The organism is Pseudonocardia abyssalis (assembly GCF_019263705.2).
GTDB lineage: Bacteria > Actinomycetota > Actinomycetes > Mycobacteriales > Pseudonocardiaceae > Pseudonocardia > Pseudonocardia abyssalis.
The window spans coordinates 5550361-5567880 of record NZ_JADQDK010000001.1 but is presented as its reverse complement, the minus strand read 5'-3'; the positions used below and the strand labels follow the sequence as shown (position 1 = coordinate 5567880).

At 74.0% G+C, this 17520-nt stretch carries 17 protein-coding genes; 5 read left to right on the top strand and 12 right to left on the bottom strand.

Annotated elements, in window-relative coordinates:
- Position 1: 1 nt before the first annotated feature.
- Positions 2-523 carry a hypothetical protein gene (locus I4I81_RS27370; protein WP_218616431.1) on the top strand — a complete coding sequence of 174 codons (522 nt, stop codon included), beginning with the start codon at positions 2-4 and terminating at the stop codon, positions 521-523.
- 54 nt (positions 524-577) lie between these two features.
- Here I4I81_RS27370 and I4I81_RS27365 read toward each other — a convergent pair whose 3' ends face one another.
- The 11 genes from I4I81_RS27365 to I4I81_RS27315 form a co-directional block, all read right to left on the bottom strand.
- Positions 578-898 carry an adhesin gene (locus I4I81_RS27365; RefSeq protein ID WP_218603063.1) on the bottom strand — a complete coding sequence of 107 codons (321 nt, stop codon included), beginning with the start codon at positions 896-898 and terminating at the stop codon, positions 578-580.
- A 51-nt stretch (positions 899-949) separates the two neighbouring features.
- A complete protein-coding gene (locus I4I81_RS27360) occupies positions 950-1777 on the bottom strand; it encodes an aldo/keto reductase (protein WP_218603062.1) in 828 nt (275 codons plus the stop codon).
- A gap of 16 nt (positions 1778-1793) precedes the next feature.
- Positions 1794-2636 carry a patatin-like phospholipase family protein gene (locus I4I81_RS27355; RefSeq protein WP_218603061.1) on the bottom strand — a complete coding sequence of 281 codons (843 nt, stop codon included), beginning with the start codon at positions 2634-2636 and terminating at the stop codon, positions 1794-1796.
- A gap of 66 nt (positions 2637-2702) precedes the next feature.
- Positions 2703-5666: an FAD-binding and (Fe-S)-binding domain-containing protein gene (locus tag I4I81_RS27350; protein WP_226363601.1), complete on the bottom strand. Its 2964-nt coding sequence runs from the start codon at positions 5664-5666 to the stop codon at positions 2703-2705.
- Between the two features lie 4 nt (positions 5667-5670).
- Positions 5671-6192 carry an FmdB family zinc ribbon protein gene (locus tag I4I81_RS27345; protein WP_218603059.1) on the bottom strand — a complete coding sequence of 174 codons (522 nt, stop codon included), beginning with the start codon at positions 6190-6192 and terminating at the stop codon, positions 5671-5673.
- A gap of 62 nt (positions 6193-6254) precedes the next feature.
- The gene (locus tag I4I81_RS27340; protein WP_226363600.1) at positions 6255-7538 is read right to left on the bottom strand and encodes a hydroxyacid-oxoacid transhydrogenase; all 1284 of its coding nucleotides are present in this window, start codon (positions 7536-7538) and stop codon (positions 6255-6257) included.
- The gene (locus I4I81_RS27335; protein ID WP_218603058.1) at positions 7535-8347 is read right to left on the bottom strand and encodes an N-acyl homoserine lactonase family protein; all 813 of its coding nucleotides are present in this window, start codon (positions 8345-8347) and stop codon (positions 7535-7537) included. Before I4I81_RS27335 ends, I4I81_RS27340 begins: the two co-directional genes overlap by 4 nt.
- A gap of 73 nt (positions 8348-8420) precedes the next feature.
- Positions 8421-9134, bottom strand: a complete 714-nt coding sequence (locus I4I81_RS27330; protein ID WP_372453578.1) for a GntR family transcriptional regulator — start codon at positions 9132-9134, stop codon at positions 8421-8423.
- Positions 9135-9136: 2 nt separating this feature from the next.
- Positions 9137-10261: a TerD family protein gene (locus tag I4I81_RS27325; protein WP_218603057.1), complete on the bottom strand. Its 1125-nt coding sequence runs from the start codon at positions 10259-10261 to the stop codon at positions 9137-9139.
- 563 nt (positions 10262-10824) lie between these two features.
- On the bottom strand, positions 10825-11421 hold the full coding sequence (locus I4I81_RS27320; protein ID WP_218603056.1) for a hypothetical protein: 597 nt from the start codon (positions 11419-11421) through the stop codon (positions 10825-10827).
- A gap of 178 nt (positions 11422-11599) precedes the next feature.
- Complete coding sequence (locus tag I4I81_RS27315) at positions 11600-12184, bottom strand: hypothetical protein (RefSeq protein WP_218603055.1); 585 nt, start codon at positions 12182-12184, stop codon at positions 11600-11602.
- 67 nt (positions 12185-12251) lie between these two features.
- On the opposite strand from I4I81_RS27315, the gene I4I81_RS27310 reads away from it, so the two are divergent.
- On the top strand, positions 12252-13154 hold the full coding sequence (locus tag I4I81_RS27310; protein WP_218603054.1) for a 1,4-dihydroxy-2-naphthoyl-CoA synthase: 903 nt from the start codon (positions 12252-12254) through the stop codon (positions 13152-13154).
- Here I4I81_RS27310 and I4I81_RS27305 read toward each other — a convergent pair.
- Positions 13151-13339: a hypothetical protein gene (locus I4I81_RS27305; RefSeq protein WP_218603053.1), complete on the bottom strand. Its 189-nt coding sequence runs from the start codon at positions 13337-13339 to the stop codon at positions 13151-13153. The genes I4I81_RS27310 and I4I81_RS27305 overlap by 4 nt on opposite strands.
- 153 nt (positions 13340-13492) lie before the next feature.
- Between I4I81_RS27305 and menE the strand changes: the two genes are divergently transcribed.
- The 3 genes from menE to I4I81_RS27290 all read left to right on the top strand — a co-directional run bounded on the left by menE (position 13493) and on the right by I4I81_RS27290 (position 17486).
- Positions 13493-14614, top strand: coding sequence for an o-succinylbenzoate--CoA ligase (menE, locus tag I4I81_RS27300; protein ID WP_218603052.1), 1122 nt, complete (start codon positions 13493-13495; stop codon positions 14612-14614).
- Positions 14615-14749: 135 nt separating this feature from the next.
- Complete coding sequence (locus tag I4I81_RS27295; RefSeq protein WP_218616430.1) at positions 14750-16357, top strand: DUF8814 domain-containing protein; 1608 nt, start codon at positions 14750-14752, stop codon at positions 16355-16357.
- A gap of 247 nt (positions 16358-16604) precedes the next feature.
- Positions 16605-17486, top strand: coding sequence for a 1,4-dihydroxy-2-naphthoate polyprenyltransferase (locus I4I81_RS27290; protein WP_218606152.1), 882 nt, complete (start codon positions 16605-16607; stop codon positions 17484-17486).
- Positions 17487-17520 lie beyond the last annotated feature (34 nt).

Sequence of the window (17520 nt, the reverse complement as noted above, 5' to 3'; positions counted from 1 at the left end):
CGTGACGCCGCACGATCCTCAGCCACCCGGCCGGCCCCGCTTCGAGTTCCGGCAGCGGCCGTCGGAGGCGGTGGCCCGCCGGGCCCGCTCCGTCGACGTCTCGTTCGCCCTGTGGTCGGTCGCCGCCCTGCTCGGGCTCGCCGCCGCACTCGTGATGCTGCTGGACCTCGACGGGGTGCAGGCCGCGGTGCGCACCGTCGTCGACCGGGACTTCTCGAACGAGACGGCCGTGACGCGCGACCGGGCCGTCGCCGCGGCGGCCGCCGTGCTCGTCGGGGGCGCGTTCCTGCTCGGCGTGCTCACCGGCATCGCCGCCACCGCGATGCGGGCGGGGCGGGGCGGGGCGCGGTTCGTGCTGCTCCTGCTGCTCGCCGTGACGGTCGTGGAGATCGTGCTGGCGGTCGGTGTGGTGCCGCCCGCGGTGGTGGCGCTGTTCGTCGTCGCCGCGGCACTGGGCGTGGTCGCCGCGGTGCAGATGTACCTGCCGGGTGCCAACCGCTGGTTCGCCGCCCGCCGACGCTGACACGCGTCGGGCCCCACACCCGGAGGTGCGGGGCCCGACGGAGTGCCGATGCCGTCAGTCGTCCGGCTGGTCCTGCCGCAGATCCGCCTGCGGCCCGATGGCGAACCGCAGTTCCTGCTCGCCGTCGACACCCTGGACGGGCTGCACGTCGAGCACCTTGTCGTCGAGGACCTGCGCCGCGACCGGTTCCAGGAACACCGCGACGCCGTCCCCCGACAGCACGACGTCGTCGGCACCGGGCTGCCCCGCGAGGGACAGCTCGAGACCCTGGTCCGGACTCGGAGCGGCGATGCGCAGTCCGCCGCCGTCGGGCAGCTCCGCATCGGTGGTCAGCGACTTGATGGCTTCGGCCGCGATATCGGTGATTGCCAACATGGGCGTCGACAGTAGGCGCGGACCACGGATCCCGCAGTGCGGGGCGCCGGATCAGCCGAAGTCGTCGGGGTTCGGGCCCATCCGCTCACCGGTGTCCAGCTCACCGATCGTCGCCATGTCCACAGGCGCGAGCTCGATGTCGAAGACGTCGATGTTCTCGCTGATCCGCGACGGGGTGACCGACTTCGGGAACACGATGTTGCCGAGCTCGATGTGCCAGCGCAGCACGATCTGCGCGGGGGTCTTGCCGTACTTCTCGGCGAGCCCGACGAGGCGCTCGTTGCTCAGCAGGTCGCCGCCCTGGCCGATCGGGCTCCACGCCTCGGTCGCGATGCCGTGCTCGCGGTGGTAGGCGCGCAACTCCTCCTGCGGGAGGTGCGGGTGCAGCTCGATCTGGTTCACCGCGGGGACGGTGCCGGTCTCGGCGGCGAGGCGTTCCAGGTGCGGGACCTGGAAGTTGGAGACGCCGATCGCGCGCGCCCGGCCGTCGGCGGCGAGCTGCTCGAAGCCCTTCCAGGTCTCGACGTAGCGGTCCTCGGACGGCCGCGGCCAGTGGATCAGGAAGAGGTCGACGTGGTCGAGGCCGAGCCGGTCGAGGCTCTCGCCGAGCGCGGTGACGGCCTCGTCGTGACCGTGCCGGTCGTTGTCGAGCTTGGTGGTCACGAAGACCTCGTCGCGACGCAGACCGGAGGCGGCGATGGCCTTCCCGACCTCGGTCTCGTTGCGGTACATCTGCGCGGTGTCGACGTGCCGGTAGCCCGCCTCGAACGCCGCGCCCAGTGCCGGGCCGACGCCGTCGGGGTCGATCTGGAAGACGCCGAATCCGAACTGGGGGATCTCTACGCCGCTGTTCAGACGAATGTTCGGTACCTGAGCCATGTCGGGCGGTTACCCGTTATGAGTGCCCCCAGACCGCCACGATGGCGTCCGTCACGTCCGCGGCCTGGGCCCGGCCGGCGCGCGCCGAGCCGGCACGCCGGGCGGGGTCGAGCACGTTGCGCCCGATCGCGGCGACGGACGCTGCGTCGGGGGCCACCAGCACGACCCGCGACCCGGCCGCCCGCAGCGCCTCGACCTGCGGCGCGACCGCCACCTGTGGGCCGATCCCGCGGACGATCGGCGCGAGCACGACGACCCGCTCCGCGCCCTCGGCGAGATCGGCGTTGACGGGTGAGCGGACGCCGCCGTCGACGTACCGGGTGCCGCCGGTCGTCACGGGCGGGTAGACGCCCGGCACGGCGCAGCTCGACGCGACGGCCTCCACGAGCGGTACCCCCGAGGTGCGGTCGAGCACCCGGAACGCGCCGTCGTGGGCGTCGACGGCGGTGATCCGCAACGACCGCTCCGGCCACTCCTGCACCGGCAGCCGCGCACCGATGACCGCGAGCCGCTCGGTCTCCGGCATGGTCACCGTCCTCGACGCGAGCCGACCGATCCGGGCCCGTACGCGCTGCGGGTCGCGCGGCCCGATCAGCGCCAGCCCGAGCCGCAGCATCGTGCCCACCCCGAGCGAGACCGCGACCTCCCCGGCCGGGTCGACGAGCTGCGCGGCGTAGCGCTCCTCGATGTCGACGCCGGTGGCCAGCTGCGTCGCGACCACCGACCCCGCCGAGGTGCCGACGACGTCGTCGGCGGCACGCAGGTCCACCCCCCGCTCCGCGAGCCCGGCCACCAGCCCCAGCATCCACGCGATCCCGGTGATCCCACCGCCGCCCAGTACCAACGTCCGACCCGTCATGCGGTGATCGTCGCACCCCGCGGACCGGGCGCGGACGCGACGACCCGCGGACGGGAAGGCGGCGACTCAGGCGGTGCGGAGGCCGAGGGCCCGGGCGGCGAGCTGGGCCAGGTGCACCGGTTCGCGGGTGCCTGCCTGGCGCAGCTGGGTGCGGCAGGAGAAGCCGTCGGCGAGCACGGCGACGTCGGCCTCGGCGGCCCGGACCGCGGGCAGCAGCACCCGCTCCGCGCACGCCATCGACACCTCGTAGTGCCCCTTCTCGAACCCGAAGTTGCCGGCGAGGCCGCAGCAGCCGGAGTCGAGCACCTCCGCGTCGACGCCGATCGCGGCCATGACCGCGCGGTCGTCGTCGGTGCCGAGCTCGGCGTGCTGGTGGCAGTGCACCTGCACGAGCGCCTTCACCGCCGGTCCGGTCGAGGCGGCCTTGAGCTCGTCGACGTGCTCGCCGAGGACCTCTGCGAACGTCCGGACGCCCGTGGACAGCGCGGCGGCGAGCGGCTCGTCGGGCAGCAGCTCCGGGCCGTCGGCGCGCAGCGCGGCCGTGCAGGACGGCTCCAGCCCGACGACGGGCACCCCCGCCGCGAGCCACGGCTCGATCGTGCGCAGGCTGCGTCGCAGGACGCGGCGGGCGGCGTCGACCTGGCCGGTGGAGGTCCAGGTGAGCCCGCAGCAGACGTCGCGGGGCGGCAGCTCGACGGTGTAGCCGAGCCGCTCCAGCACCGCGACGGCGTCGACGGCGATGGCGGGGTCGAAGTGGTTGGTGAACGTGTCGGGCCACAGCAGCACCCGTCCGCGCGATGGCAGCAAGGCCACCTTGCCGCCATCTCCTTGCGGCATCGTGGCCTTGCTGCCACTTCCGAGCCGCCGCCGCACCACCGCGGGCAGCGCCGACCGGACCCGCGACGCCAGACGGGCGGCACCGTCGGGCCCCGCCGGACTCCGGGTGTACGGCGTGCGGGCGATCGGCGGGATCGCCCGCTCCGGGGTGATGCCCCCGGCCCGCTTCGCCAGCGCGGCGAGCGGGCTGCGCGCCGCCAGGTTCAGGACGTCGACGACGCCCGCCGGCAGCTTCCCGACGATCCGCATCCAGCGCGGCAGCGCGCCCATCGAGTAGTGCGACGCCGGGCGCACCTTGCCCTGGTAGCGCTGGGCCAGGAACTCCGTCTTGTACGACGCCATGTCGACGCCGACGGGGCAGTCGCGCTTGCAGCCCTTGCAGGACAGGCACAGGTCGAGCGCGTCGTCGACCTCGGTGGAGTCCCACCCGCCCTTGATCACCTCGCCGTTCGCCATCTCGAACAGCAGCCGCGCCCGGCCACGGGTGGAGTGCATCTCCTCGCCGGTGGCGCGGTAGCTCGGGCACATCACGCCGCCCGACTCCGTGACGCACTTGCCGACGCCCAGGCAGCGCCGCGTGGCCCGGCCGAACGAGCCGCGGTCGTGCCCGAACGCGAGCATCGGGGCGTCGACCATCGTCGGCATCCCGACGAAGATCCGCAGGTCCTCGTCCATCTTCTTCGGGCGCACGACCGAGCCGGGGTTCATCCGGTCGTCCGGGTCCCAGATGCCCTTGAACTCCTCGAACGCCGCGATGATCTCCGGCGGGTACATCCGCGGCAGCAGCTCCGCGCGGGCCGTGCCGTCGCCGTGCTCGCCCGAGAGCGAGCCGCCGTGCGCGACGACGAGGTCGGCGCCCTCCTCCATGAAGCCGCGGAAGTTGGCGATCCCCTCCTTCGTCAGGAGGTCGAAGTCGATGCGGACGTGCAGGCAGCCGTCGCCGAAGTGCCCGTAGTAGGCGCCGCGGCGGCCGTGCCGGGCGAGCAGGGCGTCGAACTCGCGGAGGTAGGCGCCGAACCTCTCCGGCGGCACCGCGGCGTCCTCCCAGCCCGGCCAGGCCTCGCCGCCGTCGGGCGAGCGGGTGAGGATGCCGGCGCCGTCCTCGCGGATGCGCCACAGCGCCTTCATCCGGCCCGGATCGCTGACGACGACCGAGCTGCGCGTGTACGGCTTCATCGCCGTGACGACGGCTTCCGCGGCCGCCTCGGCCTCCGCGCGCGTGGACCCACCGGTCTCGACGTAGAGCCAGCCGCCGCCCTCGGGCAGCGCCCGCGACGCCGTCTCCAGCGGGTTGGCCGCCTTGAGCGCCGCGATCAGGCCCGCGTCCATGCCCTCGATCGTGAGCGGGCCGAGCTCCCGGATGGGCATGACGTTGTCGGCCGCGATGTAGGCGTCCGGGAACCCGAGCACGGCCAGGGCGCGGAACGCCGGCGACTCGACGAGCCGGACCGTGGCCCCGAGCAGGGTCGCGCAGGTGCCCTCGGTGCCGACGAGCGCCTTGGCCAGGTCGAACCCGTTCTCCGGGAGGAGCTGGTCGAGGTTGTAGCCCGACACCCGCCGCGTCAGGTCGGGGAACGAGGTGCGCACCTGCCCGCCCATGCGGTCGGCGAGTGCGCGCAGCTGTGCGGGGATCCCCGCCCCCTCCGTGCCGGGGCCCAGCTCGAGGCGCTGCCCGCGGTAGGTGAGGACGTCGAGGGCGTGGACGTTGTCGACGGTCTTGCCCCACGCCACGGAGTGCGACCCGCACGCGTTGTTGCCGATCATCCCGCCGAGCGTGCAGCGGTTGTGCGTCGACGGATCGGGCCCGAACGTCAGGCCGTGCGGACGCGCGGCGTCGCGCAGCTTGTCGAGCACCACGCCCGGCTGCACGCGGGCGGTGCGGGCGTCGGGGTCGATCGACTCGATCTTGTTGACGTACTTGGTGAAGTCCAGGACCACCGCGTGGTTGACGGCCTGGCCCGCGATCGAGGTGCCCGCCCCGCGCGGCAGCACGGGCACGTCGTGCGCGGAGCACACCGAGACGGCGGCCTCGACGTCGTCGACGTCGACGGGGGTGACCACCCCGATCGGCACCCTCCGGTAGTTCGAGGCGTCCGCCGCGTACATCGCGCGGTGCGCCGGATCGAACCGGACGGGACCGCGCACGGCCCTGCTCAGGGCGGCGGACAGGTCGTCGACGTCGGAACTGCTCACGGCGTCAGTCTGATCCGCCCGCCGGGGAAGCACCCGTCGACCCCGGGGTGGGCTTCGTCGCAGGCGCCGAACCGGTGCCGTGACCATGGCCGTGCCCGCCGTGTCCGTGGCCGTGCCCGGTGGACGGGGCCGGTTCGGCGACGTCGGCCGCAGGGCCGTGACCTGCGGCTCCGCCGAGCGGGACGTCCCCGGCCCGCAGCGGCGCGGCGTGGTAGCGGCCCTCGTGCGCGATGATCGGCCGCTGGTCGCCGGCGATCTCGGGGTGCTTCGCCTCGACCTGCTGACGCTTGTCCCACTGCCGGCGCAGGTTCGTGACGTACTCGCGGTCACCGTTGTAGGTGCCGCGCCACGTCTGCGGCATCTGCTCCTTGGACAGCCCGGCGCTCGCCTGACCGCCCAGGCTGAACCCGGCGGGGATCTTCCGGGTCTCACCGCCGCACGACGGGCAGCCCGGCGCGGCGGCGTCGAACGAGGCCAGGTACTCGAAGCGGTACCCGCACCCGCACTTGAAGACGTAGATCGGCATGGGGCCCTCCGGGCCTCGTGCGCGGAGACCCTGGCCGGGGCCACGGTCTCCGCGCACAGGGGCTACCAGTTCTCGATGGACCGGGTCAGGATCCCGGCGATGTCGTCCTCGGTCGGCGTCTTCGGGCACGTCGCGAGCAGGCGGGCCTGCTTCATCGTGCCGGGGACGAGGTCCGGGACGTCCGACTCGGTGTAGCCGACGCCGCCGATCCCGTTGGGGATGTCGATGTCGCGCATCAGCGAGACGAGCACCGACGGCAGCTGCTCCGACGGCTTCGCGTGCTTGTCGGCGCGCGGGTCCATCAGCTCCGCGGCCCGCAGGTGCCGCTCGGGGGCGGACTCGAAGGAGAAGCGGAACGCCTCGGGCGCGGTCAGCGACACCGACTGGCCGTGCGGCACCATCGGCTCGTCCTGCGGGTAGCCCGCCGGGCGGTAGTCCTTGACCATGCCCGCGATCGGGTAGGCGTTGGCGTGCGGGATGTGCACGCCGGAGTTGCCGAACCCCATGCCCGCGAACGTCGCGGCCATCATCATGTTGGAGCGGTCCTCCAGCGACCCCTCCCGCACCGACCCGCGGAACGACTGCGCGATGAGCGCCATCGCCTTCTCGCACCACAGGTCCGACACCGGGTTCGAGCCGCAGTAGGTGACCCGCTCCTCGGGCTTCTTGCGGTCGAACGTCGTGTAGTAGCGCGCGGTGTAGCTCTCGACCGCGTGGCACACGATGTCCATCCCGGACGCCGCGCTGACCTCGGGGCCGAGCGTCATCGTCAGCAGCGGGTCGATGACGGCCAGGGTCGGGCGCAGCCGCCAGTGGCTGATCCCGGTCTTGACCTTCATCGACAGGATGTCCAGCACGCACATCGCGGTGGACTCCGAGCCGGTGCCCGCCGTCGTCGGCACCGCGATCAGCGGCTTGAGCTGCCCGGGCGGGGCCTTGGCCGCGCCGATCGGCTTGTTGATGTAGTCCATCAGCTCGCCGGGGTGCGACGTCAGCAGGTTGATCGCCTTGGCGGTGTCGATCGCCGACCCACCGCCGACGGCCACGAACCCGTCCCACTCACCCTGCACCCGGGCGTACTCGACGGCCTTGTTCATCGAGTCGTCGGTGGGCTCGACGTGCACGCCGTCGAAGATCTCCGAGGAGATGTCGTAGCGCGAGAGCGTGTCGGCGATGCGCTGCGGGATGCCCAGCGCGCTGACGCCCGGATCGGTGACGATCAGGACGCGCTTGACGCCGTAGCCGGACATCTCGAAGCCGATCTCGTCCGAGGCGCCCGCCCCGAACTTCAGCGGGGGCGCACCCCACGTGAAGATCGTCTCCTCCTTCAGTTCGATCCCGGTCACGTGTACGACCCGTCCGGCGCCACGCGCAGCTGGTGGATCTGCTCGGCGTCGTGGCCGAAGACCATCTGTGCGCCGGTCTTCTCCTGGATCCCGCGCAGCTTCTCGACGGACCGGTAGAAGTCCTCGAGGTTGTTGACGATCGCGGCGGGCGTGGCGGGCGGGCCGAAGCTCTCGCCCATGTAGACGGCGTCCGAGGTGAAGATCATCGTGCCGGTGTCGGGCAGGTCGACCTGCATCGACATCGTGCCGACGGTGTGGCCGGGGGTCTCGATGAGCTTGATGCCGGGGAGGAAGTCGGTGTCGCCGGAGACGGTCTGGAAGTCCAGGCCCTCGTAGTCGGCCTTGAGGTGCGCGCCGTTGAACGGGCCCTCGAAGTTGAACGCGAAGTCCTTCTCGCGCTCGTGGCAGACCAGCTTCGCGTTGGTGTTCTTGAACATCTGCGCGTTGCCGGCGTGGTCGAAGTGCAGGTGCGAGAGGATCACGTAGTCGATCTCGTCGAGGCCGACGCCGAGCTGGTTGAGCCGCGCGTCGAGGTACTCGTCGTCGCCGGCCTTGTCGTAGGGGAAGAAGTCCTGCAGGCCGGTGGGCGCCCAGCGCTCCTCCCAGTCGCTCGGACAGCTGGTGTCCCAGAGGACCTTGCCCTCGTCGGTCTCCACCAGCACGCAGTGCGTGGGCACGTCCACCCACGGCGGCGGGGCGTCCTTGTGGTGGCGGTCGGTGATCGACTTGCCGGGCTTGATCAGGAGCCAGGTGAGGTCGGCCGTCATCGCCCCGCAGGGGATGACGGTGACCTTGTTCGCGGTGGCCATGAGGGATCCTCTCGCCGTCGAGGGACGCGCTCGGACGCGCCTGACCGCACCGTGACATGTGACATGCCACTCGTCAATCCGTGCGCATCCGATCATGGGTCGTCCAGGCCAGGTCGATCTCGACGGTGCCCGCGGGCTCCCCGCTCTCCTGCGCGATGAGCAGCTCCGCGGTGTGCCGGACGTGCGCGTGCATGGCCGCCGCGGCCCCGTCGGCGTCGGACGCCTCGATCCGTTCCAGGATCACCACGTGCTCGGCGACGATGTCGTGCAGCGAGCGCGACGACCGCGCCGTCGACACCCCGCGCCGCAGGACCGTGTCGCGCAGCCCGTCGACGTACTGCGCCAACCGCCGGTTGCCCGACGCCTCCAGCACCGCCCGGTGGAAGCGCCGGTCGTGCTCCCAGAGCGCGAACTCGTCGTCGGCGTCGGCGGCGCGCTCCATCGCCCGGAAGATCCTGCGCAGGTCCCGGCGCCCGGCGGCGTCGAACAGGGCGCAGGCGCGGCGGGTGGCGGGCACCTCGAGCAGCAGCCGGAGCGCGAAGACCTCCTCGAGGTCGTGCAGCGAGGTCTGCAGCACCCGCACGCCGCGGTTGCGCTCGAACCGGACGATCCCCTGCTGCGCCAGCTGGATCAGCGCCTCCCGGACGGGCGTGCGCGACACCCCGAGCTGGGTCGCGAGCTGCTGCACCGAGTGCAGCGAGCCCGGCGCCAGCTCCCCGGAGATGACGGCCGTGCGCAGCGCCCCCAGCACCCGGGCGCCCATCGGGTCCGCGCCGACCTGCTCCACCGCTAGCCCAGGTCCCTCAGCAGCGCCTCGGCCGGGCCGTACATCGCGCGGACCGTCTTGCCGTCGTGGAACTCGCCGATCGCGGTCATCGTCCAGGCGGCGCCCGCGCGGCGCAGCACGGACATGATCACGCCGGTGTGCGGCTTCGAGTCGGTCAGCTCGAAGCGGACGAGCTCGGCGCGGGTGTCGAGGTCGACGAGGCGGCAGTAGGCCCGGGCGACCTCGGTGAACTTCTGGCCCTGGAAGGAGTTGACGACGAACACGATCGCCTGCACGTCGTCGGGGAGCTTCGCGAGGTCGACCTGGATGGTCTCGTCGTCGCCGTCCCCGGCGCCGGTGAGGTTGTCGCCGGAGTGCTCGAGCGCGCCCCTGAAGGCGCTCTTGCTCATGAACCACACCGAGTCGGTCTTCTTGCCGCGGCTGCCGATCACGACGGCGGACGCGTCGAGGTCGATGCTGCGCCCGCCGCGGGCCGGGTCCCAGCCCAGGCCCATCGCGACGCGCCGCAGGGCCGGTGCACCGGTCTTCGTCAGCGAGACGGTCTGCCGCTTGGCCAGCGACACCTTCCCCTTGTCGAGGTTGACGACGGACGGGGCGGCGGGCGGCGCGGGCGCCACCGGGGCGGCCGCCACCTGCGCCGGCTCGTCGTCGACGGAGATGCCGTAGTCGGTGGCGATCCCGCCGAGCCCGTTCGCGTAGCCCTGCCCGACCGCGCGCACCTTCCACTGCGCGCCGCGCCGGTAGATCTCCACGCACAGCAGCGCCGTCTCCGCCCCGAGTCCCTCGGGGGTGAACGTCACCAGCGGCGACCCGCCGACCGCGACGTCCATCCGCAGCCCGCCGAGCGCCCCGAACGTGGCGGGCCCGCGGCCGTCGAGGCTCGCGGTGACGACGACGGTCTCGATCGCGTCCTCCACCGCCGACGGGTCGACGTCGACGCCGTCGGGGTTGTAGCGGACGCCGGCCGCCTGCGGCTGGTTGTAGAACACGAAGTCGGCGTCGCCGCGCACCTTGCCGGTGGCCGCGACCAGCAGGGCCGAGATGTCGACGGGCGCGGCGGCCGTGACGCGCACCGAGACGGGACCGGGCGGGAGCGGCGCGTTGGCGCCCTTGGGCAGGGTCTGCACGAACCCGATCCTGCCAGTGCGGCGGGCGTCGTGGCCGCACACCGTCGCGTGCTCCCGTCCCCGCAGGCGTCCACCACGGCTCGCGTACCCGGCGCGGCCCCCACCCCGGCGGCGACGAGCGCGGCGGAGCGGCACCGGATCCGGGGGCGTGTCGGCACCGGCGCCACGGGCCGGGCGTGCCGGCCCGCCAGGACCGGCTCATGACCGGCGAGGTGCTGCGGTGTGTCAGGGCCTCCACCACCTGGCGGTCAAGCCGCTCGCCGAGGAACCGGGCGCGCTGTCGGCCACGATGTGGTCGGTCTGGGCGACTGCTGGCCCTCCCGGCGCTGCCCGCCCTGCTCGCCGACCTGCCCGACGCACCGACCGGCGCGACCGCGACGGCCGTGGCGCTCGGGATCGTGCCGTCGGCACCGGGTTGCCCGGCCTGGTCCGACCGTGTCGTGCACGACGGTCGCCCACAGCACCGTGGCGCTCCACCTGGTGCCGGCGTGGCTCGGCGAGCGGGCGACGGTGCCCGGCGGCGCACTGGCCGTCGCCGGGGTGGTGCTCGTCCGGCGGACGGGTCAGGCCGGCCGCGCCGCGTACGCCAGCGCCCCGCACCCGACGCCGATCGCGAGCACCGCCAGGCCGCCGGAGGGCCAGTAGATGTGGCCGTGCAGGAAGTTCGCCGCCCCGCCGAACAGGATCACCGCGCCGGGCAGGGCCGCCCGCCCGTCGCGGCGCACCAGCAGCACTCCGACGAGCACTGTGGCCACGAGGAACGACCAGGACCCGATCATGCCGAGGTCGTTGCCGAGCGCGCGCAGGTCGTTGGCCTCCTGGCTGCCGCCCCGGGCCTCGTCGACGAGGTACCCGGCGCCGATCCCGGCCAGCACGTCGAGCGCCGTGTAGAACGCGGCGTAGCCGTAGGCGGCGATCCGCGCGAGCCACGCCAGCACGCCCCGCTCCCCGCGCAGCAGCACCCACAGCGCCACGGCCAGCAGCGGGAACAGCGGTAGCAGGACGACGTGCAGGTTCCACCAGAGTGTGGCCGTCGACGGGGCGAGCGCACGGGGGTGGAACAGCCCGGCGACGGCGAGCACGAGCCCGGGGGCGGCGACGGCGACCACCGGCCCGACCCGGCGGCGGGTGGTCACTCCCGTGGGCGCGGTGTCCGTCACGCCCCCAGCGTCGCAGACCGCCCGTCACCCCGCCCGCAGACCGGATACACCGGATACACCGGACACACCGGACCGTCACCGCGACGGCGGGTTGCGGACGGACCCCCGGACCGGGCCCATGATCGCCGTCTCGGCGCGTGTCCGGCCGCCCACTGCCGGACACGCGCCGAACCGGTGATCATGGAGTGCCTCCGGAGGCGAGCGGCGGCGACCGCCGCACCGCCGCCATCAGCCCGGACCCGGTGGCCACCAGCAGCATCGCGAGCACGCCTACGGGGTGGAAGATGTGGCCCGTCATGAAGGGGAAGCACGCGACGGCGAGCACCGCGGCCCCCGGGAGCACCCGCACGCCGTCGCGGGGCAGCAGGGCGAGGCCGGTCAGCACCGCCGCGGCGAGCAGCATCCAGACCCCGGCGTGCCCGAGCGCGTCACCGACCCCGAACAGCCGCCCGGCGAGCTCGGGGACGCCCGCCTCGACGACGAGCCCCGCGCCGATGCCGGAGAGGACGTCGAGCGCGGTGTAGAACGTCGCGAACCCGTACGCCGCGACCCGCGCGAGCCCCGCCACCGGCCCCGTGACGCCGCGCAGCAGCGCCCACAGCGCGAGCGAGATCAGCGGGAACACCGGAACCAGGTACACGTGCACCGTCCACCAGGCCCGCGCGGTGGACGCGTCGAGGAAGCCGGGGTGGACCAGGTACCCGACCGCGGCGAGCAGCAGCCCGGGCAGGGCGACCAGCACGATCGTCAGCGGGGGTCTCATCTCGCACGATCCTGCCGGGCCGGTGGGCCTGCCGCCCGCCGCGTACGGGATCCGTAATGTGCGCGCCGTGGCCGTCTCCGAGATCTTCGACCCCTCCGCGTGGCGTCCGGTGGAGGGGTTCGACTTCGTCGACATCACCTACCACCGCGCCGTCGACACCGGTGCCGTGCGCATCGCGTTCGACCGCCCCGAGGTGCGCAATGCGTTCCGCCCCGGCACCGTCGACGAGCTGTATCGCGCTCTCGACCACGCCCGCCAGACCCCGGACGTCGGCTGCGTCCTGCTCACCGGCAACGGCCCGGCGCCGAAGGACGGCGTGTGGGCGTTCTGCTCGGGCGGCGACCAGCGCATCCGCGGCCGCACCGGCTACCAGTACGCCGATGGCGACACCTCCGACACGGTGCAGGCCGGCCGCGCGGGGCGCCTGCACATCCTGGAGTGCCAGCGGCTGATCCGGTTCATGCCGAAGGTCGTCATCGCCGTCGTCAACGGATGGGCCGCGGGTGGCGGGCATTCGCTGCACGCCGTCGCGGACCTCACGCTCGCCAGCGCGGAGCACGGCCGCTTCAAGCAGACCGACGCCGACGTCGGCAGCTTCGACGGCGGCTACGGCTCGGCCTACCTGGCCAAGCAGGTGGGTCAGAAGTTCGCCCGCGAGATCTTCTTCCTGGGCCGCGAGTACTCCGCGGCCGACGCGCACCGGATGGGTGCGGTCAACGCCGTCGTGCCGCACGCGGAGCTCGAGGCCACCGCCCTGCAGTGGGCGAAGGAGATCAACGGCAAGTCGCCCACCGCGCAGCGGATGCTCAAGTACGCGTTCAACCTCACCGACGACGGGCTGGTCGGGCAGCAGCTGTTCGCCGGCGAGGCCACGCGGCTCGCGTACATGACCGACGAGGCCGTCGAGGGCCGCGACGCGTTCCTGCAGAAGCGCGAGCCCGACTGGGCCGCGTACCCCTGGCACTACTAGGCCGCGTCCGGCACGACCCGCCGTCCCGTGCACCCGGCGGCGTACCGGATGTGGGAGGGCACGTGCCGGGCGGCGCCGCGCCGCGGGGCGGTCGTGCCGCCCGCCCGGATCGCGGCGCCCACGAGCAGGGCCAACGGCACCGACGTCGCCATCCACGTCGTCACCCCGACCGCGACCCAGCTCATGATCTCCACACCTCCCTATCGCGGGCCTGAGCTGCGGTATTTCGCGCCGACGGGGTGAGTGCACAGCACGTGTGGGTGGCGGGTTCGGCACGGTCGGTGACGCTCGGGGCCCCGGATGAACGCCGGGCGCGGCGACCGTGTGGACTCGGACCCATGCGGACGATCACGCTCGACGGCTCCCCCGACGGCGTCGACGCGCTGGTCGGGGCACTGGCGGCGGCGCTGGACGGCGGCCCCGCGGTACTCCCGTGGACCGGTGCCGCACCATTCCCGATCGAGCCGGCCCCACCGGGCACCGCGGTCGTCATCGCGACGTCCGGATCGACCGGTGAGCCCCGGCTGGTGGCACTGACCGCGGCCGCGCTGCGGGCGTCGGCCGCAGCCACGGCGGCCCGGCTCGGCGGCCCGGCCCGCTGGCTGCTCGCGCTGCCGGCCGAGCACGTCGCCGGGGTGCAGGTGATCGTGCGGGCGCTGCTGGCCGGCGCGCCGCCCGTCGTGCAGGACCTGCGCACCGGCTTCCGCCCCGACACCTTCGCCGCCGCCACCGACCGGCTGGGCCCCGGCGCGCGGCACACGAGCCTCGTCCCGACCCAGCTCCTCCGCGTCCTGGACGCCGGCGGCGACGCCCTCGACGCGCTGCGCGGCTACCGCGCGGTGCTCGTCGGCGGCGCGGCTCTGGACACGGGCCTGCGCCGCAGGGCACTCGACGCGGGCGTCGCCGTCGTCACCACCTACGGCATGAGCGAGACCGCGGGCGGTTGCGTCTACGACGGGCTGCCGCTCGACGGCGTCGGCGTCGACCTGGAACCCGACGGCCGCATCGTGCTCACCGGGCCGACCCTGGCCACCGGCTACCTCGGTGGGTCGCCGTTCGGCGGGCGGTTCCGCACCGGCGACCTCGGCCGCTGGACCGACGGTCGGCTGGAGGTGCTCGGCCGGGCCGACGACGTGATCGTCACGGGCGGGGAGAAGGTCGCGCCGGCCGCCGTCGAGCGGGTGCTGACCGCTCAGCCGGGGGTGCTCGCGGCGTGCGTGGTCGGGGTCGCCGACGCGCAGTGGGGACAGGTCGTCGCCGCCGCGGTGGTGCCCGGAGCCGACCGCCCCGACGACGACAGCCTCCGCGACGCCGTGCGCGACGCTCTCGGCCGGGCCGCGGTGCCGCGCCGGCTCGTCGACGTACCGGAGATCCCGATCCGGGGGATCGGGAAGCCCGATCGTGCGGCCGTGGCCCGGCTCGTCACGGTGACGGACCGGCCGGAGCCCCTGACCGGGTGACCGGAGGCGCCATCACATCAGGTCGCTCACTCTGCGTTGATTGACCACTACTCCCCCATCAGGTCTGCTGCGCTCTCACACGCACCATCGGTACCTGCAGTCACAGCAACAACACGGGGAGTTCTCAGCATGCGGATGAGGTTGCGCACCGCGACCCTGCTGGCCGTCGTCGGCGCACTCGCGCTCGGCACGGCCGGACCGGCCGCCGCCACCGAGCCCAGCACGGCGTCCTGGGCTCCTGATCTCGTGGCCGGGGAGACCGCGGGCGTGACCGTCGCCGACGGCACCGCGCGGCTCGACCACGCGGACACCCACCTGCTCCCCGCCGACTCCGACGGCACGCCGGTCCCGACCGGCCTCCTGACGATGCCGACGCACACCCTCGACGCCCCGACCGACCGCGTCGACGCCGCCGTCGACGGCGACCTCCCCGAGGGCAGCACCGCACTGGTCGACGTCCGCGGGCGCCGCACGTCGGGCGGCTGGACGGAGTGGGTGCCCGCCACCTCCGGCACGGCCACGCTGCCCGAGCCGACATCGGAGGTGCAGACTCGCCTGGTCCTCACCGGCGACCCGGCCGCGGAGCCGTCCGTCCGGGGCGTCACCGTCACCGCGCACCCGGCCGCGGCCCGCACCGAGGCCGTCGTCGAGTCGGCGGCGCTGAACTACCGCGTCTTCGCGACCCGCGAGGGCCTCGCGGGCGGCACCACCGCCAACGGCCACGTGATCGCCGAGCGTGACCACTTCGTCGCCCTGCCCTCCCGCCGCGCCCTCGCCCCCCGCGACTCCAGCGACTACTCCGTCAAGGTGTGCGCCCCCAACGGCCGCTGCGCGTTCGCGCCGGTCTGGGACGTGGGCCCGTGGAACACCCGCGACGACTACTGGAACCCCTCCGGCCAGCGTCAGGAGTGGCGCGACCTTCCCCAGGGCGTACCGCAGGCCCAGGCCGCACACGCCGACGGCTACAACGGTGGCCGCGACCAGTACGGCCGCACCCCCTCCAACCCGGCCGGCATCGACCTCGGCGACGGCCTGTTCTGGGACGCTCTCGGCCTGACCGACAACTCCTGGGTCACCGTCGACTACCTGTGGACCGGCTCGGTCCGCCTCTCGCTGGTGAACTCCGACGGGCCGGTCGACGTCCTCGCGGCCCCCGAGGCCGGTGCCGAGGTCGTGGGCGTCGCCGCGCAGCGCGCCGCGGTGCCGGTGGAGTGCGCCCTGTCCGCCGCGTCCGGTATCTGGCTGCGGGTCGGCACCGACCAGTACATCGAGGCGGACGAGGTGAGCGACGCCGAGGGTGTGGCCGACTGCGACACCTCCGGCCCGTCCCCCGAAACCACCCCGGCTCCCGACGCCACCGCCGACACCCCGACGGTCGCCGACGCCGACACCCCCGCCGACGCCACCCCGTCCAGCAGCACCTCCCCGTCCAGCAGCACCCCGTCCGACGCCACCCCGTCCGACGCCACCCCGTCCGACGCCACCCCGTCCGACGCCACCCCGTCCGACGCCACCCCGTCCGACGCCACCCCGTCCGACGCCACCCCGTCCGACGCCGGCCCGTCCGACGCCGGCCCGTCCGACGCCGGCCCGTCCGACGCCACCGTGTCCTCCCCGTCCGACGCCACGGACGCGACCACCGCCCCCGCCGACGACCCTGCCGCCTCCGCCCCGACGGGCGCCGCCGCTCCGGCCGGACCGACCGCCACCACCGACCCGACCGCGACCACCTCCCCCGGGTGATCGTTCCGAGCTGAGCGGCACGGTCGCCGGACCGACCACCACCCCACCTCGGAACGATCACCGACACCGCCCACCCACGGTGATCGTTCCGAGACGGGCGATGTGGCGACCGGCCCCGCCACCGCGCTCACCTCGGACCGATCACCCCTCCGCCCCGACGCCCGTCGGTGAGGCGGGCCACGTGGCGACCGGACCGATCACCACCCACCGCGGCGACCGCGGGGACCGGGCCGGATAGCGTTCCGGTGTGGCCACGTTGAACCAGTGGGTGCAGGGCGCCCGCCCGCGCACCCTGCCGACCGCCGTCTCCCCGGTCGTGGTCGGGACCGGGGCCGCGATCGGGGCCGGGACCGTCGCCCCGGGCCGGGCACTGCTGGCCCTCCTCGTGGCCGTCGCGCTGGTCATCGGGGTGAACTTCGCCAACGACTACTCCGACGGCATCCGCGGCACCGACGACGACCGGGTCGGGCCGCTGCGCCTCGTCGGGTCGAAGCTGGCGGCGGCCTCCACCGTCCGCTCCGTGGCCTTCGGCTGCTTCGTCGTCGCGGGTCTGGCGGGCCTGACGCTGGTGTCGATCTCCCGGCAGTGGTGGCTGATCGCGGTGGGGGCGCTGTGCATCGCGGGCGCCTGGTTCTACACCGGCGGCTCCCGGCCCTACGGCTACGCGGGGCTCGGCGAGGTGGCGGTGTTCGTGTTCTTCGGGCCGGTCGCCGTGCTCGGCACCGTGATCACCCAGAGCGGGCCGCCGAGCCCCCTCGCGGTGATCGGCGCGGTCGGGGTCGGGCTGCTCACGTGCGCGGTGCTCGTCGCCAACAACCTGCGCGACATCCCCACCGACGCCGTCTCCGGCAAGCGCACGCTCGCGGTCCTGCTCGGCGACACCGACACCCGCCGCCTCTACGTCGCCCTCGTCGCGGCGCCGTTCCTGCTCTCCGCACTGGCCGGCCTGCGCAGCTGGCCGATGCTGATCGCCCTGGCCGCGCTGCCGCTGGCGTTCCTGCCGGCCCGCCAGGTGCTCGCGGGGGCCGACGGGCGCGCGCTCGTCCGCGTACTCGGAGCCACCGGGGTGACGCTGCTCGGATGGTCCGTCCTCACCGGCGTCGGCGCGGCACTCAGCGGCGTGCTCTGACCCCCGGGGGCGCGCAGAGGGCGGCCCTGACGAG